This is a genomic window from Lysobacter sp. ESA13C, assembly GCF_019970005.1.
Taxonomy (GTDB): Bacteria; Pseudomonadota; Gammaproteobacteria; order Xanthomonadales; family Xanthomonadaceae; genus Lysobacter; species Lysobacter antibioticus_B.
Genome location: NZ_JAHXYK010000002.1, coordinates 341,769 through 366,727, shown reverse-complemented (window position 1 = coordinate 366,727; position 24,959 = coordinate 341,769). Strand labels below are relative to the sequence as shown.

The 24,959-nt window shown below is 68.4% G+C and carries 7 protein-coding genes; all 7 read right to left on the bottom strand.

Features of this window, described 5'->3' with window-relative positions; translation table 11 throughout:
- Window positions 1-66: 66 nt before the first annotated feature.
- A complete protein-coding gene (locus tag LC490_RS04765) occupies window positions 67-12,300 on the bottom strand; it encodes a non-ribosomal peptide synthetase (RefSeq protein WP_223619452.1) in 12,234 nt (4,077 codons plus the stop codon).
- 97 nt (window positions 12,301-12,397) lie between these two features.
- A complete protein-coding gene (locus LC490_RS04760) occupies window positions 12,398-13,996 on the bottom strand; it encodes an MBL fold metallo-hydrolase (RefSeq protein ID WP_200875880.1) in 1,599 nt (532 codons plus the stop codon).
- Window positions 13,997-14,058: 62 nt separating this feature from the next.
- Window positions 14,059-20,469 carry a non-ribosomal peptide synthetase gene (locus tag LC490_RS04755; protein ID WP_223619451.1) on the bottom strand — a complete coding sequence of 2,137 codons (6,411 nt, stop codon included), beginning with the start codon at window positions 20,467-20,469 and terminating at the stop codon, window positions 14,059-14,061.
- A gap of 70 nt (window positions 20,470-20,539) precedes the next feature.
- Window positions 20,540-21,661 (bottom strand): hypothetical protein, encoded by a 1,122-nt coding sequence (locus LC490_RS04750; protein ID WP_223619450.1) that lies wholly within the window; start codon window positions 21,659-21,661, stop codon window positions 20,540-20,542.
- On the bottom strand, window positions 21,651-22,781 hold the full coding sequence (gene metX, locus LC490_RS04745; RefSeq protein WP_223619449.1) for a homoserine O-acetyltransferase: 1,131 nt from the start codon (window positions 22,779-22,781) through the stop codon (window positions 21,651-21,653). Before metX ends, LC490_RS04750 begins: the two co-directional genes overlap by 11 nt.
- A gap of 105 nt (window positions 22,782-22,886) precedes the next feature.
- On the bottom strand, window positions 22,887-23,150 hold the full coding sequence (locus LC490_RS04740; protein WP_051885037.1) for an acyl carrier protein: 264 nt from the start codon (window positions 23,148-23,150) through the stop codon (window positions 22,887-22,889).
- 119 nt (window positions 23,151-23,269) lie between these two features.
- Window positions 23,270-24,910, bottom strand: coding sequence for a fatty acyl-AMP ligase (locus LC490_RS04735; RefSeq protein WP_255610658.1), 1,641 nt, complete (start codon window positions 24,908-24,910; stop codon window positions 23,270-23,272).
- Window positions 24,911-24,959: the final 49 nt, after the last annotated feature.

Here is a 24,959-nt window from a genome sequence, read left to right as displayed (position 1 = left end):
CCCGCATCTCCATCGCTAGTTGTTCCATGGTGTGTCGTCCCTTGGCTACCGCGCGGTCGCGGCGGCTCACGGGTTTTCCTCTTCGAGCAGGGCGCGCAGTTCTTCTTCCGAGAGCTGATCGATGTCGGCGGCCATGCGTTCGACGTCCTCGTCGGCGTAGCGGCCGACGCTGGCGACCAGCACCACCCGTGCCAGCAGTGCGACCTCGGGCGACTTGAACAACTCGGCCACCGGCACGTCGACGGCGAAGGCTTCGCGCACCCGCGCCATCACCTGCACCGCCAACAGCGAATGCCCGCCGACCTCGAAGAAATGGTCGTGGCGGCCGACCTGTTCCAGGCCCAGCAGTTCCTGCCAGATCGTGGCGATGGTCTCCTCGACCTCGCCCTGCGGCGGCTCGTAGTTGCGCGCGGTCACCGCGATACGGTCCGGCGCCGGCAGGGCCTGGCGGTCGAGCTTGCCGTTGGCGGTCAGCGGCCAACGGTCGATCAGCATGAACGCGCTCGGCACCATGTACTCGGGCACCTGCGCCGCCAGCACTTCGCGCAGACGGCCCGGCAAGGTGCTGCGCCACTTGGCTTCGAGCGGGTCGTGGGCGAAACCGGCCTCGTCCTTGCGCAATTGCTCCGCCGCAATCTGGCTACGCCAATCGAAATGCAGCGCCTGGCCGTTGCGGCCGATCAGGGCGTGGTATTCGCCGCCCTGCGCGTTCGGCGCCCAACTCAAGTCGAGGCTGTAGCCGCGCTCGCGGCAGAAGTCTTCGAGATCGGCGCACAGCGCGCCATGGCCGGCGTCGATCGCGGCCTGGGCCTTGATCGCAGCGACCGAGGCGCCGCCCTCGCCCGCGCCGAGGCGCTGCCAGGCGCGCTGATACGGAGTGGCCCAGGGATGCGCGATCGCGCGCAGTCCGAGCACCGCCTCGTCGCTGGCGTCGATGCGCTGCTGCAGGCGCTGCGCATCGAAGCCTTCGTCGCCCCAGTCCTGCCAGTCGATCGCGAACACCTCGTCGCGCTCGCCGTCGATAGTCAGCACCACGTCGTAGCGATACGCCGACATTTCGTTTTCGTGGCGGGCCAACTTGGGCAGCACGCGCACCGCACTGATACGCGGGTAACGATCGCGCAGAGCGTGGAACCAGACCGGGTCGATCAGCAACTCGATGTCGCCGCGCATCTTCTGCGCGGCGCGGTCGCCCAGTTGCGTCGCCGACAGGCTGTCGGGCGACTGGAACGCTTGCACCGACAGATGGAACGACGGCATGAGGCCGTGATGGCGCACATCGCCGATCATCAGCTTGCCGCCGGCGGCGGTGACGCCGATCGACGAGGCGATGACCTGTTCCAGGTAGGCCAGGTTCGGAAAGTACTGCACCACCGAGTTGATCACCACCGTGTCGAACTCGCCGTGGATCGCCGAGAAATCGGTGGCCTCGCCCTGGAACACGTCGGCCTTGCCGCTCAGCTCCGGGGTGATCCCGACCAGGTGGTTGACCTTGGCCACGGTCTTGACCGACAGGTCGGTGCCGACGTAGCGCTCGCAGCGCGGCGCGATGTTGCACAGGATCATGCCGGTGCCGACGCCGATCTCGAGCACCCGCCGCGGCTGCAGCGCCTCGATCCGCACCAAGGTGCCGTCGAGCCATTCGCGCATGCCTTCGCTGGCGATCGCCTCGCGGGTGTAGGTGCTGTTCCAGCCGGTCAGGTCGAAACCGAAGTCGGCCTGCTCGACGGTCTCCTCCTCGCCCTGGTCGTCGAAGATGTCCGACCACTGCGCGACCTGGCCGTCGAGTAGTTCTTCGAGCGCCTCGTCCTTGGCCGCAGCGCGCGGCGCCACGTAGGCCACCAGGCGCCTCTCGCCGGGCTGGTCTTCGCGTGCGACCACCACCGCCTCGCGCACGTCGGCGCAGGCCGACAGACGCGCCTCGATTTCGCCGAGCTCGATGCGATAGCCGCGCAGCTTGACCTGGAAGTCGTTACGGCCGACGTACTCCAGGGTGCCGTCGCTGCGCCAGCGGCCGAGGTCGCCGGTGCGGTACATGCGCGCGCCCGCGGTGGCCGCGAACGGGTCGCGGACGAAGCGTTCGGCGCTCAGTTCGGCACGGCCGAGGTAACCGCGGGCGACGCCGGCACCGCCGACGTGGATCTCGCCGACCACGCCGACCGGCAAGGGCTCGCCGTCGCCGCCGAGCACGTAGATGCGGGTGTTGGCGAGCGGCCGGCCGATGTGCGGCGCGACCCCGGCTTCGATCCGCGCATAGCTGGCGTCGACCGTGCATTCGGTCGGGCCGTAGACGTTGTAGCAGCGCATCGACGAAGCCGCCGCGGCTTCCCAGGCACGGGCGGGCAGCGCTTCGCCGCCGACCAACATCGTGCCCGGGCGCTTGGCGCCCGAAACCGTGTCGTCGAGCAGACCGGCGGCGAGCAAGGCCTCGAACTGGGCCGGCGTGCAGTCGAAGATGTCGATGCGTTCGCGGCCCAGGAACTCGATCAGCGCCGCGCCATCGGCACGGATCGCCGCCGGCACGATCACCATGCAACGGCCCGACAGCAACTGCACCAGCGACTGCACCGAAGCGTCGAAGGACAGCGCCGCGTCCAGGCCCAGGCGCGCGCCCGGCGCGCAGTCGGCGAACACCTCGCGTTCGAACGCCGACCACAGGTTGAGCACGTTGCGGTGCTCGACCATCACACCCTTGGGCTCACCGGTCGAACCGGAGGTGTAGATCACGTAGGCCAAGTGCGACGGCGTCAGCGCGCTCACCACCGGGTCGTGCTCGGGCTGGGCGGCCCAGGTCTCGTCGTCGTCGAGCATCAGCACGGCAATGTCGGGAGCGTGCTCGTCGAGCGACCAGGCCGCCTCGCGCAGCGCGTTCTGGGTCAGCAAGGCTTTGGGCGCGCTGTCGCCGACCAGATAGGCCAGGCGTTCCGGCGGATAGGCCGGGTCCAGCGGCACGTAGGCCGCGCCGGCCTTGAGCACGCCGAACACCGCGACCACCGCCTCCAGGCCGCGTTCGACGCAGATCGCGACGCGGTCGTCGGGCGCCACGCCGAGCGCGATCAGGCGATGGGCGACGCGATTAGCGCGGCGGTTGAGTTCGCCGTAGCTCAGCGCACGGCCCTCGTACTCGACCGCAGTGGCCTGCGGATCGCGGGCGGCCTGGGCCTCGAACAGGCCGTGCACGGTCTGCCCTTCATGCATCGGCATCGGCGCATCGCCGCCGATCTCGTTGAAACATTCCAGCACCAGACGGCGATCGTCGGCACTCAGCAAGGACAGGCTGCCGATGCGGCGCTGTTCGCCCTCGGCCATCGCCCGCAGCAGGGTCTGCAGATGCAGCGACCAACGTTCGATGGTGGCCGCGTCGAACAGATCGTTGGCGTACTCGAGGCTGCCGTCCAGGCCGCCTTCGTTCTCGATCAGTTCCAGCGACAGGTCGAACAAAGTCTCGTCGCGCGGCTGGTCGATCAGGCTCAGGCTCAGTTCGGGCAATTGCAGGGTGCCGGTCGGGGTGTTCTGCAGCACCAGCATGTTCTGCACTACCGGGTTGTGACCCAGGCTGCGCGCCGGCTGCAGCATGTCGACGACCTGCTCGAACGGCACGTCCTGGTGTTCGTAGGCGCCGAGCATGACCGCACGGGTACGCGCCAGCAGTTCAGCGACGGTCGGGTCGTCGCCGACGTCGACGCGCAGCGCCAGGGTGTTGACGAAGAAGCCGAGCAAGGGCTCGACCTCGCCGCGACGGCGGTTGGCGACCGCGGTGCCGACCACCACGTCGTCGCTGCCGCTCAAGCGCGACAACAGCAGCGACCAGCCGGCCAGCAAAGTCATGAACAACGTCGTGCCATGACGCTGCGACAAGGCGCGCAGACCGTCGGCGGTCTGCTCGTCGATGCGGAAACGCCGGGTACTGCCGATGTAGCGCTGCACCGGCGGACGCGGCCGGTCGGTCGGCAGTTCCAGCAGGGCCGGCGCGCCGCTCAGGTGCTCGCGCCAATAGCCCATCTGCGCTTCCAGCGCATCGCCGCGCAGCCACTGGCGCTGCCACACCGCGTAGTCGGCGTATTGCACCGGCAACGGCGGCAGCGGATCGGCGCGGCCTTCGGCGAACGCGGCATACAGCGCCGACACCTCGTCGACCAACACGCCGAGCGACCAGCCGTCGGAAATGATGTGGTGCTGGGTCAGCAGCAGCACGTGTTCGTCCGCGGCCAGACGCAGCAGGCGGCCGCGGATCAGCGGCCCCGTCGACAGGTCGAAGGGCTTGCGCACTTCCGCCGCCGACAGGCTCTGCACTTCGCGCTCGCGCGCCGGCGCATCGAGACCGCTGAGGTCGAGGTCGTCGAGGACGAAACCGCAATCGGCCGGCGCGATCGACTGCACCGGCTCGCCGTCGCCGGCGACGAAGCAGGTTCGCAGGATTTCATGGCGTGCGACGACGCGGTCGAGGGTGGCCTGCAGCACCGCGCGGTCGAGGCGGCCGCTGAGGCGCAGCGCCGCCGGCATGTGATAGGCGGCGCCGGCGGCGGAGTCGAGCTGGTCGAGGAACCACAGGCGCTGCTGCGCCCACGACAGCGGCAACGGCGCGTCGCGGTCGGCCGCCAGGATCGGCGGCAACGCCGCGGCGCGGGCGCCGCGCAGGCTCTGGGCCATGTCGGCGAGCACCGGCCGGGCGAACACGTCGCGCAGCGACAGCTCGACGCCGCGGCTCTCGCGCAGACGCGTGACCAACTGCACCGCGATCAGCGAATGACCGCCGAGCTCGAAGAAATGATCGTTACGGCCGACCCGCTCGCGACCGAGCAAGTCCTGCCAGACCTGGGCCAGCGCGGCCTCGGCCTCGCCCTGCGGTTCGGCGTACGCACGCGCAGCCATCGCCGCGTCGTCCGGCGCCGGCAGCGCCTTGCGGTCGAGCTTGCCGTTGGCGGTCAGCGGCAGCGCGTCCAGGCGCACGATCGCCGAGGGCAACAGGTAATCGGCCAGCGAGCGCGCCAATTGCTCGCGCCACTGCGCCGCAGTCGTCGCGGCCTCTGCGGCGGCGACGACATACGCCACCAGGCGCTTGTCGCCGGGCACGTCCTCGCGGGCGATCACCACCGCTTCGCGCACGCCGGCGCAGGCCGACAGCGCCGCTTCGATCTCGCCCAACTCGATGCGGAAGCCGCGGATCTTGACCTGGAAGTCGTTGCGGCCGAGGTATTCGATGCTGCCGTCGTCGCGCCAGCGGGCGAGATCGCCGGTCTTGTACAAGCGCGCCTGGACCGGATCGGAATCGGCGCTGACGAAGGGGTCGCGGAGAAAACGCTCGGCGCTGAGCGCCTCGCGTCCGAGGTAGCCGCGTGCGACCTGGGCGCCGGCGATGCACAGCTCACCGGCGACGCCGATCGGCGCCGGCTGGCCGTGCGCATCGAGGATGTAGACGCGGGTGTTGGCGACCGGGCGGCCGATCGAGACTTCGCGCCCGGGCAACTGCGAGGCATCGGCGAACAGCGCCGCGGTCGCGTACACCGTGGCCTCGGTCGGGCCGTAGGTGTTGAGCAGGCCGCAACGCAGGCCCGGCGCGTTCAACCATTGCGCCAGATGACGGCGCTCGACCTTCTCGCCACCCACCACTACCAGGCGCAGGCTCGCCGCCGGCAACAGCCGGCCATCCGACACCGACTGCGACCATTGATGCCAGAACGCGGTCGGCAGATCGGCGATGTTGATCGCTTGCGCGCTCAGGAAGTCGACGAACTCGGCGTCGGGCGCGACCAGGTGCGCCGGACGCAGCACCACCGTGGCGCCGGCCGACAGGGTCGGGAAGATTTCCACGACCGAACTGTCGAACGAGTAAGAAGCGAACTGCAGCATGCGGTCGCCGGGCTGCAGCGCGCAGTGGGCGATGTGGGTACGGATCAGTTCGGCGACGTTGCGGTGCTCGACCATCACGCCCTTGGGCTGGCCGGTCGAACCCGAGGTGTAGATCACCTGCGCCAGATGCGCCGGGGTCAGCCCCAGCGACTGCGGATCGGGGTCGTTCGACTCGCCCTCGCCCGGTGCCGCGATCAGCTCGTCGATCGCCAGCACCGGCAGGCGCGCCGGCTCGCCGAGCGGCAGGCGTTCGCGCAACCCGGCCTGGGTCAGCAACGCCGCCGGGCGGCTGTCGTCGAGCATGTAGGCCAGGCGTTCGGACGGATAGTTCGGGTCCAGCGGCACGTAGGCGCCGCCGGCCTTGAGCACGCCGAGCAGGCCGGCGACCATCGCCGCGCTGCGTTCGACGCAGATCGCCACGCGGTCGTCGGGTTTAACGCCCAGGGCGATCAGGCGATGGGCGATGCGGTTGGCGCGGCGGTTGAGTTCGGCGTAACTGATCGAGGCCTCGCCGTCGATCAGGGCGATCGCATCCGGCTGCGAGGCGGCGTGGCGCTCGAAGCGGCGGTGCATCAGCCGCTCCGGCGCCGCCACCGTCGCGGTGTCGTTGAAGCCGAACAGCACCTGTTCGCGCTCGGGCGCCGACAGCAGCGGCAAGCCGCTGAGCTTGCGTCCGCCGTCCTGCGCGAATGCGGCGAGCATGGTGGTCAGATGGCCGGCCATGCGTTCGGCGCTGGCGCGGTCGAACTGCGCCTGCGCGTAATGCAGACGGCCGCGGATGCCTTCGGCGGTATTGGCGAGTTCCAGCGACAAGGCCAGCCCGGGCTGCGACGACAGCGACGCTGCACTGCCGTCGAGCGCCAGCAACACTTCGAACAAGGCCTCGCCACGGCCGCGCACGGCCTCGGCGACCTGGGCGAACTGCAGTTCGGCATGTGCGGCGGCATCGGCCAGGACGGCGGCGGCCCGTGCGATCGCGGCGGCAACGCTCGGGTCGTCGTGCAGGTCCAGGCGCAGGGCCGCGACTTCGTTGGTCAAGCCGGCCGAGGCCAGGCCGGTGACGACCTCGCCCTGCCCGCTCCAGCGCGACAGCAAGGCGGTCCATGCCGCCAACAGCACGGCCGGCACCGGCGCGGCCTGTTGCACAGCGAATGCGCGCAACGCCGAGGCCGTCGACGCAGGCACGGCCACCTCGACCGAAGCGGAGACCTGATCCGGCGCCGCGCTGCGCGGGCGATCGCTCGGCAACGCCAGTGCGACCGGCGCACCGTCGAGCTGAGCCTGCCAATAGGCGCGGTCGCGATCGAACACACCGGCATCGCGCCACGGCGCGGCGCTGCCGGCGCGCGCCGACAATGCGGCGCGGCCGCCGCTCAACATGCGGTAACGCGCGATCAAGGCGCTCGCCGCATCGGGATCGACCGCAGCCAAGGCCGGCGACACGCGCAGTACCAGGATCTGCAGGCCGTCGCGGCGATAGGCGGCGACGGTCAGCGGCGCATCGGTAGCGCCGATCTGGCTCAGGGCGATGTCGATGCAGGCCTGCTCGTCCTGGCCGCCGGCGAAGGCCGGGCTCAGCAGATGCAGGGCCGGTCCGGCGACGGCGCCGAAGGCGCGCTGCACGACCTCGGTCGCGGCGGCGTCAAGCGCGGCGGCATCGAGCGCAGTGTCGAAACGCAACAGCGCATGCGCAGCGCCATCCTGGCCATGAGCGAACACCGGCAGACGGTGGGCCGGCAACGGCGCGATGGCGGCGTCGAAATCGGCGGTCATCGCCTCCAGCGCGTCGACGTAGGTACGCAGCAAGGCTTCGATGTGAATCGGCTGCAGGTTCAGGCGCGCATCGAGGATGACGGTGTAGCCGTCTTCGCGATTGCCGTTGGCGTGCAGCGACAGGCCGAAATTGATCTCTTCGAACAGCTCGCCTTCGCGCACCCGCAGCGAAGCCTCGCGGGTCAGCGGGTTGGAGACGCGGAAATTGGTGTAGGTGAACAAGGAATCGACGGCGAGCGCGGGATGGCGCTGCAGGATCGAGGCCAGCGGATAACGCCGGTGGGCGCGGCTGGCGGTCTCAGCCTCGTGCACGGCCGCGGCCAGCTCGCGCCAGCGCTTGCCGCCGAGTTCGACGGTCTGCGGCAATACATTAAGGAACAGGCCGAGCACGTTCTCGGTGCCGCGCGTTTCCAGGCGGCCGTTGTCGGTCTGGCCGGTGACGACGCGGTCGGCGCCGATCATCGCCCGCAGGGTGCAGGCATGGGCCATGAACAGCAGCGTGCGCACGGCGACGCCTTCGCGCACGGCCAGTTCGTCCAGGCGCGTGGCCAGGGCCGCGTCGAGACGGATCTCGCGGTGCTCGCGCGCCGCTGCGTTCGGCGCGACCGCGGCCAGGCGGCCTTGGCCGGCGCGGCGGCCGCACTCGTCCCAGAACGCGCGGTTGGCCGGGTCGGCCTCTTCGCGGGCCAGCTGGGCGACGTAATCGGCGAAACGCGAACGACCGCTGTCGAAGCTCGGCGCGGTCTCGGCGCCGGTCTGGTAAGCGCGATAGCACTCGAACACCTGCCGCTGCAGGGTCGCCATGCTCCAGCCGTCGAGAATGGCGTGATGCGCGTCGATCACCAGCTGGATGCAGTGCTCGGCTTTGCGCAGCACGGTGAAGCGGATCAGGCTCGGCCCGTCGAGGGCGAAGCCCTTGGCCTTGATCGCGGCGATGGCGAGCGCCACCTCGCGCTCCTGCGCCGCCTCATCGAGCCCGCGCAGGTCGGCCTGGTCGATGTTCGGCGCCACCTGCGCGTGCACCAGCTGCAGCGGCACCGAATAGCGGCCGAGGTCGAAGCCGGTGCGCAGCACCGGATGGCGGGCGACGACGTCGCCGATCGCGCGCACGAAAGCCTGCGCGTCGAAGGCGTCGAAACTCAGCTCGAACGAGAACACGTCGTGATAGGTCGAGCCGCCGCTGTTGGACAGATCGCTGTCGAGCAGGCCGTGGAAGATCATGCCGTGCTGCAGCGAAGTCACCGGATAGGCGTCCTCCAGGCCTTCCGGCAGCAGCGCACGGTCGGCCGCGGCCACCAGCGCGAACGGCGCCAGCACCGCATCGTCGGCGATGGCAGACGCCTCGGCGCCGGCCTCGACGACCTGCTCGGCGGCGGCGTTGCGCGCGGCCAGGCTGGCCAGCTGCCCCAGGGTCGGATGCTTGAAGATGTCGGCGACCGACACCTTGATCCCGTGCGCCTGCAGTTCGGCGACGAGCTGGATCGAGAAGATCGAATCGCCGCCGAGCGAGAAGAAGTCCGAGCCGCGCTCGATGCCCTGCACGCCGAGCAACTGTTCCCAGACCGAGGCGATCAGGCGCTCGGTCTCGTCGAGGGTCTCGTCGACCGCTTCGGCGTTAGCGCGCTGCGCCTCGAACACCGCGGTCAACGACTTACTGCAGATCTTGCCGTTCGGGGTCAGCGGCATGCGTTCGACGAACAGGATCTGCGCCGGCACCATGTGCCGCGGCAGCCGCTGGGCGAGACGTTGCTTGAGTTCGTCGGCACCGAACGTGGCGGCGCCGCCGTCGGCGAAGGCCAGCAGCAATTCCATGCCATTGGCCGAGTACAGCTGCACGCTGATCTTGCGCGCGGGCAGCAAGGCGGCGAGCTGGGCGACGATCTCGGCCGTCTCAACGCGCTTGCCGCGGATCTTGATCTGGCCGTCGCGACGGCCCAGGTAAACGATCTGACCGTCTTCGTCGTAACGGCAGATGTCGCCGGTGCGGTAGACCGGCGAATCGGCGAGCGCGGTGCGTACGAAGCTGCGCGCGGTGGTTTCGTCCAGGTTGTGATAGCCCGCGGCGACGCCGCGGCCGGCGATCACCAGCTCGCCCGGCACGCCCGGTGCGCACAGACGCAGGCCGGCGTCGACGATATAGGCCTGGGCGTTCTGGATCGGCCGGCCGATCACCACTTGCGAGCGCTGCAGCCATTCCTCGCGCCCGGCCTGATAGACCACCGAGATGTCGGTGCACTCGGTCGGGCCGTAGATGTTGGCGAGCGCGGCATTGCAGGCCTCGCTGCCCAGCCACGGCCGCAGCAGGCTCAGGTCCAGCGCTTCGCCGCCGAGCGCGAGCAGGCGCAGGCTGCGCAGCGATTCGTAGCGGTTGCCGGCGTCGTGCTTGACCAGCGCGTACATCGCGCTCGGCGCGCAATTGATCAGGCTCACCCCGGTCTGTTCGATCTGGCGCAGTTGCGACTCGGGATCGAACAGGTCCGGACGCGCCAGTACCAGGGTGCCGCCGGCCATGAGCGGGGCGAAGATGTTCTTGATCGAGGCGTCGAAGCCGATCGGGATCATCAGCAGCACCCGGCTAGCCGCGTCCAGCGAGCAGAAACGGATGTACCAGTCGCACAGGTTGGCGAAGGCGCCGTGCGGGATCAGCGCGCCCTTCGGCCGCCCGGTCGAACCGGAGGTGTAGAGCAGATAGGCGATGTCTTCCGCGCCCAGCGCCGGATAGGCCGGCGCAGCGATGTCGGCGCTCGGGGTCGGCAAGCTGTCGAGATCGAGGACGAAGCCATAGAACTCCGGCAGGTGGTCGGCCAAGCTCGACTGAGTCACGACCACACCGGCGCTGCTGTCGCCGAGGGTGTAGTCGATGTGCTCGCGCGGATAGCTCGGGTCCAGCGGCACGAACACCGCGCCGGCGCGCATCACCGCGACCGTGGCCGCGGCCAGGTCGATCGAGCGGTCCAGGTGCACGGCGACCTTGTCGCCCTTGGCGATGCCCATCGCCAACAGGCGCGCGGCGATCTGGCGTACGCGCGCGTCGAACTGCGCATAGCTGGCCTCGCCGTCGACCGACCGCACCGCGATGGCCTGCGGATCCGCCACCACCGAAGCGTCGATGCGGGCGAACAGGTCGGCGTGATCGACCGGTCGCTGCTCACCCTGGGTGAAGGCGGCATAGCGCTGCGCCAGGGTGCCCTGCAACAGGTCGGCGACCGGGCGCTGCGGCTGCTCGACGATCTCATCGAGCAAGGCCAGGTACAGATCCAGCCAGGCCTCGACGGTGCCGGCGCGGAACAGGTCGGTGTTGTAGTAGGCGATGACCTGCTCGCCCTGCACTTTCAGGGTCAGGTCGTACTGCGAGCGGGTGCCGAACGAGGCGCGTTCGCTGGCTTCCACGTCGTCGAACAGTTCCAGCTTGCGGGCCGCGCGTTCGTACAGGAACTTGACCTGGAACACCGGCGAATAGGCGGCGTCGCGCTCGATGCCGAGGGCGTCGACGACCTTGTCGAAAGGCATGTCCTGATAGCGCAGCGCGTCCATCGCCGCCAGGCCGGCCTGACCCAAGTACTCGCCGACCGGGGTTTCCGGGTGGATCTGGCTGCGCAGGGCCAGCTGGTTGACGAAGAAACCGGCCATGTCGCGCAGGTCGGCGTGATCGCGGCCGAACACGTCGGTGCCGACCACGATGTCGTTTTCGCCGCTGAGTTTGTTCAGCAGCAGATGGCAGACACCAAGGTAGAAGCCGAACTCGGGCAGGCCGCGGCCACGCACGAAGGCAGCGACCTTGCGGCCGAGTTCGTCCGGCACCCGGCGGGCGATCTGCGCGCCGTTGTAGCTCTGCTGCGCCGGACGCGGAAAGTCCAGCGGCAGTTCCAATACGCCTTTGATGCCGTCGAGCTGGTGCTGCCAGTACGAACGCGACACCTCGTAACCGCCGGCCTCGTACTGCTCGACCTGCCAGGCGGCGTAGTCGAGGTAAGACACCGGCTCGACCGCGACCCGCGCATGACCGCGGTCTCGGTAGATCCGCGAGACTTCGTGAACGAATTGCTGGATCGACCACTCGTCGGTGGCGATATGGTGGAAACCGACCAGCAAGGTGTAGGCACCGGCGCCGCGCTTGAGCAGGTGCACCCGCAGCGGCAGTTCTTCGCCGAGGTCGAACGGGCGCTCGGAGACGTCGCGTCGGCATTCGGCGAGGCCGGCCTCGCGCTCGGCCTCGGAGGCCTGGGTGAGATCCTTGAAGGCGATCTGGAAACTGCGCCCGGCGTCGAAACGCTGGCGCGGCACGCCGGCCTCGACCCGATAGGTGGTGCGGTAGATCGGATGGCGCTGGACCACCGCCGCGACCGCCTCGCCGAACGCGGCGACGTCGAGTTCTCCGCGCAGCTCCAGCTCCATCGGCAGGATGAAACTGGTCAGTTCGGGATCGTACTGGTACAGGAAGTACAGGCGCTGCTGGGCGAACGACAGCGGATACGAACCCTCGCCGCCGCGCGCGGCGATCGCGTCCTGCGACAGGCGCGCGTAATAGGACGACAGCTCGGCCTTGTAGCGCTTCATCGTCGCCTTGACCTCGTCGGTCAGCAAGGCCTGGTCGCCGGTGATCCGCAACTTGCCGTCGACGACCTTGATGTCGATGCCGTTTTGTTCGACGTACTGCACCAGCTCGAAAAGAAACATTAGCTAATTCCCTGTGATCCTGTGGGGCCGCCGCTGCCGGCGACCGCTCGAGGTTGCATCCCTGGCCGCCGCGCCTTAAGCCGCCGCGGCGTGCGTATCAGTTGAAGTTCCAGACGTGTTTGGCGAACAGACGCTCGGACTGCACCTGGCGGCCTGCGCAGAACTCGAGCAACTGGCTCGATTCCTGGATCTGGCGCGCGTCCTCGGTGTAGTCCATGCCCATGAAGTACTTGAACCACGGCTCCATGCCGAGCGCGTAGACGTAGACCTGCGAGGGCTTGAAGATCTCGATCATCTTCTGCGCCGAGGCGCAGTCGGAGCCGTTGAAACGGCGCGACTCGTTGATCTCGCGCGGAATCGGCTTGGTGAACAACGAGCCGTACAGCCAGCTCATCGGCGCGCCCACGCACTCCATGCCGATGAACAGCAGGTCGATGTGGCCGATCACCTTCTGGATGCGCTCGTACATGCGCTCGTCCAGGCTCGACGAGTCGGCGCCGGAGAAGATCTTCTGCCCGGCGAACTCGAAGTACCACGCGGTCTTGGAGCGGATGTGCAGGTCGGCGTGCTCGCCGAGGAAGGGGATCGCGCGAATGCGTCCGTCGACGCAGTCCAGCGTCTCCATGTCCTCGAACTCGCGCACCTTGAAGCCGATGGTCTGCAGCATCAGCTTGATCGAGGGGTCGACGATGCTGCCGCCGCCGTTCTTCGGCACCAGCACCTCGCCGATCTTGTGGCGCAGCTGCAGCAGGGTCTCCACACAGACGTGGTCCATGTGGGTGTGGGTCAGGCAGACGTAGTCGATGGTCTCGGGCAGCTCGCTGAAGCTCAGCACACGGTCGCCGTTGGCCTCGTCGCGCACGGCGATGATCGGGTCGACCAGGATGCTGGTGCGGTCGGTTTCCAGCAGCAGGCCGGCATGGCCGAGGTAGCTGACCCGCAAGCGTCCTTCCAGCGGCGCACGGGTCACCCGCGGCGGCTCGGTGGTGAACAGTTCGTCGACGGTCAGCCCGCCCTGCAGGCCGACGCCCTCGAACAGCCGGTCGATCTGTGCGCGCTCGATCGGGGTGCCGCGCGCGGCGAACAGGCCGTCGATGAAGTCGTGGGCGAACGGCACCTCGACGTGCAGATGATTCTCGTCGGGCAGGCGCGGCGAGCTGAGCACGAACGGACGCTCTTTGACCTTGCCGAGCAGCCCCAGCGAGACGCTCTGCGCCAAGGGCTTGTACAGCGGGCTCTCGTAGATCAAGCCTTCGATCAGGCGGAACGAGGCATTGTGGTTCATGTCGTAGATCAGCTCGACGTAACCGCGCAGCGCTTCCGGCACTTGCGCGTACAGCGGCTCCAGCGACAGACCCTTGGCCTGCTCCAGCATTTCGTTGAGCTTCGCCACCGCCTTGCGCAGGTCCAGATAGTCCTGGTGGGTGTGCTCGATGTCGTGGATCAGGCCGCGCACATTGTCGAGCTGGTCTTCGCTGCAATTGACGAAGTCGCCGCCCGACAATTCCGGATTCTTGCTTGCGGCCAGATGCAACTGGTGATTGGCGACGAAGGACTTCATCAGGCGCAGGCTGCGGCCGGTGATGTTCATCGCCGCGCTGACCGGCGGCAGCAGATAGGGCCAGGCGTACCACTTCAGAACCAGCGGTTCGAAATAGACGTTTTCCCTGAGGTAGTAGCGCTGCTGCATGCTCATGTTCCTTGCCGTTTCCATTCCAGAAGGTGATCGTTCGCGTGTTGCGGTATTCGCGTCTGCGTCTACAAGTCGAACTCGATGACGGTGGCGTCGTCGGCCTCGCGGCGCAGGCGCGGCGACTGCTGTTCGACGAACGCGGCCATGTCCTTCAAGGCCTGGCGCCCGTACAGTTCGCCGACGTTGGCGTTGATGCCGTAGCGCTGACGGATCTCGAAGCCGAGCCGGGTGATGACCAGCGAGCTGCCGCCGAGCTCGAAGAACTGGTCATGGCGACCGACCCGTTCCAGGCCCAATAGCTCGCACCAGATCTGCGCAAGCGCGGTCTCGACCTCGCCCTGCGGCGCTTCATAGTCGCGTCGAATCACCGCGTCGTCGCCCGGCGCCGGCAAGGCCTTGCGGTCGAGCTTGCCGTTCGGGGTCAGCGGCAAGGCCGCCAAGGTCACGAAGGCACTCGGCAGCATGAACTCGGCCAGGCTGCGTGACAGCTGCTCGCGCAAACTCGCCGCCGACAGCTCGATGCCGTCATCGGGGACCACGTAAGCGATCAGGCGCTTGTCGCCGCCCTCGCCTTCGCGCGCCACCACCACTGCTTCGCGCACGCCGTCGCAGGCGGCCAGCTTGGTCTCGATCTCGCCGAGCTCGATGCGGAAGCCGCGAATCTTGACCTGGAAGTCGTTGCGGCCGAGATATTCGATGGTGCCGTCGGCGCGCCAGCGGCCGAGGTCGCCGGTCTTGTACATGCGCGCCTGTTCGTTAGCGACGAAGGGGTCGCGGACGAAACGTTCCGCGGTCAGCTCGGGACGGTGCAGATAACCCCGCGCCACGCCTTCACCGCCGATATACAGCTCGCCGACCACCCCGACCGGCACCGGTTCCAGGTGCGCGTCGACGATATAAATGCGGGTGTTCGCCACCGGCTTGCCGATGTGCGAGGCGAAACCGTCGGCGCGGTCCATCGCCACCCAAGTCGAATAGGTCGTGGTCTCGGTCGGGCCGTACAGGTTGGCGACCATCGCCACATCGGTCCGGTCGAAGATCTGCTCGACCAGCGCACGCTTGAGCGGCTCGCCGGCCAGGTTGACCGTGCGCACCGTCGCCGGCACCCCGTCGCTCTGCAGCAAGGCGTTGATGCCCGAAGGCACGGTGTTGATCAGGCTCAGCGGGCTGCCCGGGTCGGTCGCGAGCACGTCGCGCACCACGGTGATCTGTGCGCCGATGCTGAGCGGCGCGAACAGCTCGTACACCGCCAAGTCGAAGTTGATCGAGGTCGAGAACAGCGTGTTCGCCAGCTGCTCACCACTGAAGTTGGCGTTGGCCCAGGCGATGAAGTTGGCTGCGTTGGCATGCTCGATCGCCACGCCCTTGGGCTGGCCGGTCGAACCGGAGGTGTAGATGACGTAGGCCAGATGACGCGCAGTCAGACCGTCGACGACCGGGTCGTGCTCGGGCTGATCGGCCAAGGCGGCATCGTCGGCAAACAACACCGGCACTTCGACCTCGCCGAGCAAGCCGCTCAGGGACGCCTGACTCAACAGCGCCATCGGCGCGCTGTCGCCCAGCATGTAGGCCAAACGGTCCGGCGGGTAGTTCGGGTCCAGCGGCACGTAGGCCGCGCCGGCCTTGAGGATGCCGAGCACACCGGCCACGAGCGACGGGCCACGTTCGAGACAGATCGCGACACGGTCGTCGGCGCGCACACCCAACGCCAGCAGCCGATGAGCGATGCGGTTGGCGCGGCGGTTCAGTTCGGCGTAGCTCAGGCGCTCGCCATCGCAGACCACCGCAGTCGCCTCCGGCGTCGCCCGCACCTGCGCTTCGAACGGCTGATGCAGCAGGCGTTCGCGCGGATAGTCGAAGCCGGTGTCGTTGAAGGTTTCGAGCACGTGCGCGCGCTCATCCGCCGACAACAGCGGCAGGCGAGCGACCGGGGCCTGTGCGTCGGCGACCATGGCCTCCAGCAGTCGAACGAAATAGCCGGCGTAGCGTTCGATGGTCTCGCGCTCGAACAGGTCGGTGGCGTATTCCAACTCGCCGACGATCTCGGCGCCGGATTCGCTCAAGGCCAGCGACAGGTCGAAACGGGTGGTGGTCTGCGCCGTCGCCAACGGGCTCAGGCTCAGGCCCGGCAGGTTCAGGGTCGCGCCGCCGGGCGTGTTGTCGAGCGACAACATCGCCTGGAACAACGGGCTGTGGCTGAGCGTGCGCGCCGGCTGCAAGGCATCGACGACCTGCTCGAACGGCAGGTCCTGATGCTCGTAGGCGTCGAGCGCGACCGCACGCACCCGCGCCAGCAGCTGCGCCGCGCTCGGGTCGTCGCGCAGGCTCACGCGCAGGGCCAGGGCGTTGACGAAGAAGCCGATCAGCGGCTCGGTCTGGGGATGCTGGCGGTTCGCCACCGGCGTGCCGACCACCACTTCGTCCTGTCCGCTCAGGCGCGACAACAACGTCGACCAGGCGGCCAACAAGGCCATGAACAAGGTCGCGCCCTGCCCTTGCGCCCAGGTGCGCACAGCGACGCTGAGTGCGGCCGGCAGTACCAGCGGCACGCTATCGCCGGCATAGCTCTGCACCGGCGGGCGCGGCCGGTCGGTCGGCAGTTCCAGCAACACCGGCGCGCCGCGCAATTGCCTGCGCCAGAACTCGCCGAGCTCGCGCAGACGCTCGCCCTGCAGTTGCTCGCGCTGCCAGGCGGCGTAGTCGGCGTACTGGATCGACAAGGGCGGCAACGGATCGGCCTGCCCCTGGCGCAGCGCGGCGTACAGCGCGCTGACTTCCTTGACCAGCAGGCCGATCGACCAACCGTCGGAAATGATGTGGTGCTGGGTGAACAGCAGGATGTGCTCGTCCGAGGACAGCAGCAGCAAGCGGCCGCGGATCAGCGGCCCGCCGCCGAGGTCGAACGGCGCCACCGCTTCGGCGGCGCCATGTTCGGCCGCGGCCAGCGCGCGCGAACCGGGGTCGAGATGGCGCAGGTCGTGATCGGCCAGTTGGAAACCGGTGTCGGCCGGGCCGATCGACTGGCGCGGCTCGCCCTGCTCTTCGACGAATACCGTGCGCAGGCTTTCGTGACGGGCCACGACCCGGTCCAGCGCCGCCTGCAAGGCGCCGCGGTCGAGCTTGCCGCGCACGTGCAGGGCCGCGCACATGTGGTAGGCGGCGCCGGCGGCGGCGTCGAGTTGATTGAGGAACCACAAACGCTGCTGCGGCCAGGACAGCGGCAGAACGCTGTCGCGCGCGACCGGCGCGATCGGCTCGAACGAGGCCACCCGCGGCGCCTCCAGCGCCTCGGCATGCGCGGCGAGCGCCGACAGGGTCGGACGCGCGAACAGATCGCGCAGGGCGATATCGACGCCGATGGTCTGGCGAATCCGCGACACCGCCTGCAAGGCCAGCAAGGAATGCCCGCCGAGTTCGAAGAACTGGTCGTGGCGGCCGACGCGCTCCAGGCCGAGCAGCTCGCACCAGATCTGCGCGAGCGCGGTCTCGACCTCGCCCTGCGGCGCTTCGTAATCGCGCCGGATCACCGCGTCGTCGCCCGGCGCCGGCAGCGCCTTGCGGTCGAGCTTGCCGTTCGGGGTCAGCGGCAGGGCCGCAAGGGTCACGAAGGCGCTCGGCAGCATGAACTCGGCCAGACTGCGCGACAGTTGTTCGCGCAAACTCGCCGCCGTCAGCTCGACGCCGTCAGCGGGGACCACATAAGCGATCAGCCGCTTGTCGCCGCCCTCGCCTTCGCGCGCCACCACCACCGCTTCGCGCACGCCCTCGCAGGCCGCGAGCTTGGTCTCGATCTCGCCGAGCTCGATGCGGAAGCCGCGGATCTTGACCTGGAAATCGTTGCGGCCCAAATACTCGATGGTGCCGTCGGCCCGCCAGCGCCCCAGGTCGCCGGTCTTATACATGCGCGCCTGTTCGTCAGCGACGAAGGGGTCGCGGACGAAACGTTCCGCGGTCAGCTCCGGGCGGTGCAGATAACCGCGGGCCACGCCTTCGCCGCCGATATACAGCTCGCCGACCACCCCGACCGGTACCGGCTCCAAGTGCGCGTCGACGATATAGATGCGGGTGTTCGCGACCGGCTTGCCGATGTGCGAGGCGAAACCGTCGGCACGGTCCATCGCCACCCAGGTCGAGTACGTCGTGGTCTCGGTCGGGCCGTACAGGTTCGCAACCATCGCCACATCGGTCCGGGCGAAAATCTGCTCGACCAAGGCGCGCTTGAGCGGCTCGCCGGCCAGGTTGACCGTGCGCACCGTCGCCGGCATCCCGCCGCTCTGCAACAAGGCGTTGATGCCCGAAGGCACGGTGTTGATCAGGCTCAACGGGCTGCTCGGATCGGTCGCGAGCACGTCGCGCACGACCGTGATCTGCGCACCGATGCTCAGCGGCGCGAACAGCTCGTATACCGCCAGGTCGAAGTTGATCGAGGTCGAGAACAGCGTGTCGCGCAGTTGTTCGGCGCTGAAGTTGGCGTTGGCCCAGGCGATGAAGTTGGCTGCGTTCGCATGTTCGATAGCCACGCCCTTGGGCTGGCCGGTCGAACCGGAGGTGTAGATCACGTAGGCCAAATGATGCGCGGTCAGACCGTCGACGACCGGGTCGTGCTCGGGCTGATCGGCCAAGGCGGCATCGTCGGCGAACAACACCGGCACCTCGACCTCGCCGAGCAAGCCGCTCAGGGACGTCTGACTCAACAGCGCCATCGGCGCGCTGTCGGCGAGCATGTAGGCCAGGCGGTCCGGCGGATAATTGGGGTCCAGCGGCACGTAGGCCGCGCCGGCCTTGAGGATGCCGAGCACACCGGCGACCAAAGAGGTGTCGCGTTCCACACACAAGGCAACCCGATCGTCCGCCCGCACGCCCAACGCCAACAAGCGATGAGCGATGCGGTTGGCGCGGCGGTTCAGTTCGGCGTAGCTCAATCGTTGGTCGCCGCAGACCACCGCAGTCGCGTCCGGCGTCGCCCGCACCTGTGCCTCGAACGGCTGATGCAACAAGCGCTCACGCGGATAGTCGAAAGCGGTGTCGTTGAAGGTTTCGAGCACGTGCTCGCGCTCGGCCGCCGACAGCAGCGGCAGACGCGCGACCGGGCATTGCGGGTCGGCGATCATCGCCGCAAGCAACACCTCGAAGCACTGCGCATAGCGCGCGACCGTGGCCTGATCGAACAGATCGGTGTCGTAGACGAAATCGCAACGCAGGCCGTCGTCGAACTCCATCGCCTGCAGGGCCAGGCCGATGCGGTCGCTGCCGAGGCGTTGCGGCAGCGGGAACGGCCGCAGGCCGATCTCGCCCCAATGCGCCACCGGCGCATCGGACTCGTCGGCCTTCCACAGCGCCGCGAGATCCTTGCTTCGGCGCGCGTTCTGGAACACGAACACGCTCTGGAACAGCGGATGCTCGCCGCGGTCCTGGCCGGCGTGCAGGCGGTCGACCAGGCGCGAGAACGGATAGTCCTGCTGGGCCATGCCCTTGAGCGCGGCGTTGCGGGCCAGGCGCAGCACGTCGGCCACGCTCTGGCGTTCGGCGAAGCCGGCGCGCAACGCGACCATGTTGACGAAGTCGCCGACCACGCCGTCCCACTGCGGGCGGCTGCGGCCCGGCATCGGCGAGCCGACGACGATGTCGTCCTGGCCGCTGAGGCGGTGCAACAGAATCTGATAGGCGGCCAACAAGGTGGTGAACATCGTGCCGGCCTGGCGCGTGGCCAGGGCGGTCAGGGCCTGGGTGGTCGCCGCCGAAAGCGACAGCGAGACCACTGCCTGCAAGCCGCTCGGCCGCGCCGGACGCGGACGGTCGCTCGGCAGGTCCAACACCGGCGCGGGCGTGGCGAAGCGGTCCTGCCAATAGGCGAACTGACGTTCGGCCTCGGCGCTGCCGAGCCAATCGCGCTGCCAGGCGACGTAGTCCCGATAACCGGCGGCGGGCGCGCCCTGCTCGATTTCGGTCGCGGTGCCCGACAGCAAGGCGCCGAATTCTTCGAGCAGGCGCCAGTAGGACCAGCCGTCGCAGATCAAATGATCTAAAGCCAGCACGAACACCGATTCGCGCGCATCGCGCACGTCACGCACATAGAGGGCGGCCCGCACCAGCGGCGCGCGCTCGTCGTCGAACGCAGCCAGCGCGTCGGCGCCGACCCGCGCCCTCAACTCGTCCTCGTCGAGCCCGGCGGCATCGACGATCGACAGCGGCACCTGCGCCCCGGCCGCGATGCATTGCTCGGGCTCGCGGCCGTCGAGGCAGCGCACGCGCGCGCGCAGCATCGGGTGGCGCGCGGCCAGGGTCTCCAACGCACGCGCGATCGCCGACGGCTCGATCCGCCCCTGCAAGGCCACGGCGAACACGTTGTTGTGGTTGCCGCGCCCGGCCGGGTCGAAACGGTACAGAAACCACCGTCCCTGCTGCGCAGCGGACAGCGGAAACCAGGCGTCCATGTCCTCGTTTCGCTCCATGTCGATGGCCCTCTCCAAATTCATCTATCGCGTCCTGTCGATTCGCGTCCTGCCGAAGCCGGTCTCGCGACCGGCGGTCCTGTGTCGCTGCGCCTCAGTCCTGGCGCGTCCAGTGCGCCGCGGCCGCGACCACGTCGCTGAGCACGCCGGCGGCGGTGATCTCCACGCCCGCCCCCGGGCCGCTGACGCACAGCGGCATGCGGTCCTGCAGTTCGGTGCGGATCGAGATCAGGTTCTGGCCCGGTTCGAGCTGCGCGAACGACGAGTGCGCCGGCACCCGGCGCAGGTTGATGCGCCCGCCTTCGCGGCTGGCCTCGGCCAGCACCACCCAGCGCTCGCCCTGCTCCAGGGCGCTGGCGATGCGCGCCTTCCAGCCGGCATCGGCGACCTGCAGGGCCGGGATCAGATCGTCGGAAGCGATGTCGAGATCAGCGAAGGGCTCGATCACCAGGTCTTCGAGCTCCATCGCGAAACCGGCCTCGCGCGCCAGCACCAACAACTTGCGGCTGAGGTCGATCGCGCGCAGGTCTTCCATCGGATCGGGCTCGGTATAGCCCAGCGCGCGCGCTTCGGCGACCGCGGCCGAGAACAGGCAGCCTTCGTGCATGCGATGCAGGATGTAGCTCAGCGAGCCCGACAGCACGCCCTGCACCGAGATCACCCGCTCGCCGCGCAGGCGCAGATCGCGCAGCGGGCCGAGCAAGGGAATCGCCGAGCCGACCGTGGTCTCGTAGCGGTAGGGCACGCCGCGTTCGCGCGCGGCATGCTGCAGGTCGCGATAACTCGACAGGCTGCGCGCGTTGGCGCGCTTGTTGGCCGCGACGATGCCCATGCCGCCCAGCAACAAACGCGGATAGAAATCGGCGATCTCGTCGCTGGCGGTGCAGTCGACCACCAGGGTGCGCACGCCGCCGTGGCGGCCGACGTGCGACATCAGGCGTTCGACGTCGTCGGCGCCGCGCTCGGGCATGTGCTCGTCGATCGACTCCGGGACGATGCCGTGGGTGTCGAAGGCGAAGCCGCGGCGGTCGAAACCGGCGAGCAGGCGCAGATCGAGATTGGCTTCCGACAACAAGGCCGGCTGGCGATTGCCGAGCTGGCGCCGGAAGGCGCTGCCGACTTTGCCGCGGGCGCCGATCAGCACCAGGTCGACGCGGTGGGCGTCGACCACGCTGTTGCGGGCTTGGATACGTACGGGCGAGTAATCAGCCAGCATAAGTTGCGACCTCCGCTGCGTTGATGAAGCGGGCGCCGTGGCCCGGTGTGGCGGCTACGCCGCGGAATTGGGCGATGCTGCGCTCCATCGCGGCGGCATCGATGAGGAAGCCGTCGTGGCCGTGGCGCGAGTTGATCTCGAGGAAGTGCGCGCCGGGAATCGATTCGCACAGCAGTTCCTGCTCGGCCGGCGGATACAGGCCGTCGCTGGAAATGGCCACGATCAGGGCCGGCTGGCGGATGCTCGCCAGGGCCGCGTCGACGCCGCCGCGGCCATGGCCGACGTCGTGCTGATCCATCGCATCGATCAGCGCCAGATAGCAATTGGCGTCAAATCGGCGGACGAAATTCTCGGCATGATGCTGCATCCAGCCGCGCACGGCGAAGTCGTCGGGAAGCTTGGCGTGAACATCGAACACCGCCGCGCCGTTGGCGCGCCCGTAACGGTCGTCGAGCGAGGCCGGGCTGCGATAGGTGGCCATGGCGATCGCGCGCGCCGCGCCGAGGCCGGCATGCGGCGCGTCCTCGCGCGGGTAGTCGCCGCCGCGGAACTTCGGATCGGCGCGCAAGGACAGGCGCTGCGCCTCGCTCCAGCTGATGCACCAGGCCGAGTGGCGCGCGCTCGCGGCGATCACCGCGATCGATTCGACCCGCTGCGGATCGAGCAAGGCCCATTCCAGGGTCTGCAGGCCGCCCATCGAACCGCCGATCACCAGCTTGATGCGGCGGATACCGAGCGCATCGGCCAAGGCCATCTGCGCGCGGACCTGATCGCGGATGGTCAGCTTGGGAAAGCGCGTGCCCCAGTGGCCGCCATCGGGATGCGGCGAGGCCGGCCCGGTGCTGCCGTAGCAACTGCCGAGGGCATTGCTGCAGACGATGAAATCGCGTTGCGGGTCGAGCGCCTTGCCGGCGCCGAACAAGGGTTCCCACCATTCGGAGGCGTCGGCCGAACCAGTCAGGGCGTGGCAGACGATGACGGCGTTATCGCCGGCCGCGGACAGCTGGCCCCAGGTGCGATAGCCCAGGGTGTAGCCGGGCAGGTTCTGCCCGAGTTCGAGCGCGAGCGGCGCGGCGCTATGCCAGTGGCGAGTCGCGGGCGATACCGGAAATTCGCTCATGTCGCTGATTCCTTTCGTGACGCGTTGAGCAGGCCGCCCGGTTCCGGATCGCGGAACCGTCCATGGACCAGCCTGCGGAGGGTTTGGTTCGTCGGGCCCGCTGCTTCAACCCGGACCGACGGGCGCGGCATCCATCTCGCCGAAACGCTCGTCGAGAAAACACGCGAGCTGGCGCACGCTGGGGTGGTCGAACAACCATTCCAGTTCGACTTCGCTGCCCAGCAGGTCTTCCAACTTGCGCGTCAAGCGCAGTCCCAACAAAGAATCCACGCCGAGTTCGGCGAAGGACTCGGTCGCCGACAACTGCGAGCGGTCCACCTCCAGCACTTCGGCCATCGCATCGATCAACCACGGTTCACGCTTGCTCATTGCCCTACCCCCAACTGCTCCATGTCTTCCGGTCCGCGAGGACCGGCGCTGCACTCACTGGCGTTACGTTTGTTGTTGTCGCGGACGCGGTCCGCGTGGCCCTCTGCGGGGCCGGTCGGTCATCCCGCGCGCTGCAAGGCACCGGCGAGATAATCCATACGACACTGGTTGCGCCGCACCTTGCCGCTCGAGGTGCGCGGCAAGGTGCCGGGCTTGATCAGCACCACCTCGGACACCGGCAAGCCATAGGCGGAATTGACCGAGGCGCGCATCGAGCCGATCACATCGCCCCACTGCGGATGGCGCCGCAGCCATTCGCGCTTGAGTTCGAACACGACCACCAATCGGCCGCTGTCGCCCTCTGCGACGTCGAAGGCGGCGCCGCCGGACTGGCGCAGCGCTTCATGGCTCTGCTCGCATTCGTCTTCGATGTCCTGCGGCACGTACTTGCGGCCGTTGACGATGATCAGGTCCTTGAGCCGGCCTGTAACGAACAACTGACCGTCGTGCAGATAACCCAGGTCGCCGGTGCGTAGGTAACCGCCCGGCGCCACCGTCTCGGCTTCGCCCTCGATGCGCGCATGGAAGGCGATCCGGTTAAGTTCGGGACGCCGCCAATAGCCTTGCGCGACGCTGGCGCCGTGCACCCAGATCTCGCCGCCCTCGCCGTCCGCCACGAGGCGGTGGGTGTGCGGATCGACGACGACCAGGCGCATGCCGACGCGCGGCGTGCCGCAGCCGACCACGGCCGCACCGTCGCGGCGATCGACCGCGGTTGCGGTGCCGCAACGCACGCCGGTGATCAGCAAGGTCGACTCGGCCATGCCATAACAGGGGTAGAAGGATTCGGCGCGGAAGCCATACTCGCCGAAACGTTCGGCGAAACGCGCCACGGTGGCGGCGCGGATCGGCTCGGCGCCGCAGAAGGCGACGCGCCACGACGACAGGTCGACGCCTTCGATCTGTTCGGGCTTGATCGCGCGCCCTGCCAGGTCGTACATGAAGTTCGGGCCGCCGCTGACGGTGACGCCGAACTTCGAAATGATCTGCAGCCAGCGTTCCGGATACTGCACGAACTCGGACGGCGACATGAAGCCGGCCGGGCAGCCGCTGTACATCAGCTGCAACACGCCGCCGACCAGGCCCATGTCGTGGAACAACGGCAAGGCGGTGAACAGCACCGAATCCGGCGACAGTTCCATCGCGTCCTGGATCGCGGCGCAGTTATGCACCAGGTTGCCGTGGCTCACGACGACGCCCTTCGGGTCGCCGGTGGAACCGGAGGTGTACTGGAAGAAAGCGTGCGCCGAAGGTTCGGGGAACGCTTGAGCCCACTGCCCGGCATCGGCGCGCAAGCCCGCCGCGTCGTGTTCGCGCAGGTCGATCTTGAGCAGTCGCTCGCCATCGAATTCGAGCTCGGTGTCGAGCAATTCGTCGCCGTCGAACAACAGCGCGCGCGCCTGGGCGTCGCCGACGATCAACTGCAGGCGGCTCTGCATCACCTGACGGCGCGGCGGCGCCGACGGCACCGCGACCACGCCGGCGAGCATGCAGGCATAGAAGGCGACTACGAAACTCTGCTGCGACTTGCACACCAATACCGCGCGCTGGCCCGACAGGCCGCGCTGCTGCAACCGCGCCGCCAGGCCGGCGGCTTGCTCGAACAGGCCGCCGAAAGTGAATACCTCCGGCTCCAACGAGGCGCCCTTGAAAAAGCGGCAGGCCACGGCGTCGGGCATGGTTCGGGCACGGTGAAGCATGATCTCGGGAAAACTTTGCACACTGACTTCCTTGAGCAAACCTTTGCTT

Bases quoted from the DNA above. Each gene is read 5' to 3' on its own strand.
- LC490_RS04765 (WP_223619452.1), bottom strand. From the start codon at position 12,300: ATGTTTCTTTTCGAGCTGGTGCAGTACGTCGAACAAAACGGCATCGAC.
- LC490_RS04760 (WP_200875880.1), bottom strand. From the start codon at position 13,996: ATGAGCATGCAGCAGCGCTACTACCTCAGGGAAAACGTCTATTTCGAA.
- LC490_RS04755 (WP_223619451.1), bottom strand. From the start codon at position 20,469: ATGAATTTGGAGAGGGCCATCGACATGGAGCGAAACGAGGACATGGAC.
- LC490_RS04750 (WP_223619450.1), bottom strand. From the start codon at position 21,661: ATGCTGGCTGATTACTCGCCCGTACGTATCCAAGCCCGCAACAGCGTG.
- metX (WP_223619449.1), bottom strand. From the start codon at position 22,781: ATGAGCGAATTTCCGGTATCGCCCGCGACTCGCCACTGGCATAGCGCC.
- LC490_RS04740 (WP_051885037.1), bottom strand. From the start codon at position 23,150: ATGAGCAAGCGTGAACCGTGGTTGATCGATGCGATGGCCGAAGTGCTG.
- LC490_RS04735 (WP_255610658.1), bottom strand. From the start codon at position 24,910: ATGCTTCACCGTGCCCGAACCATGCCCGACGCCGTGGCCTGCCGCTTT.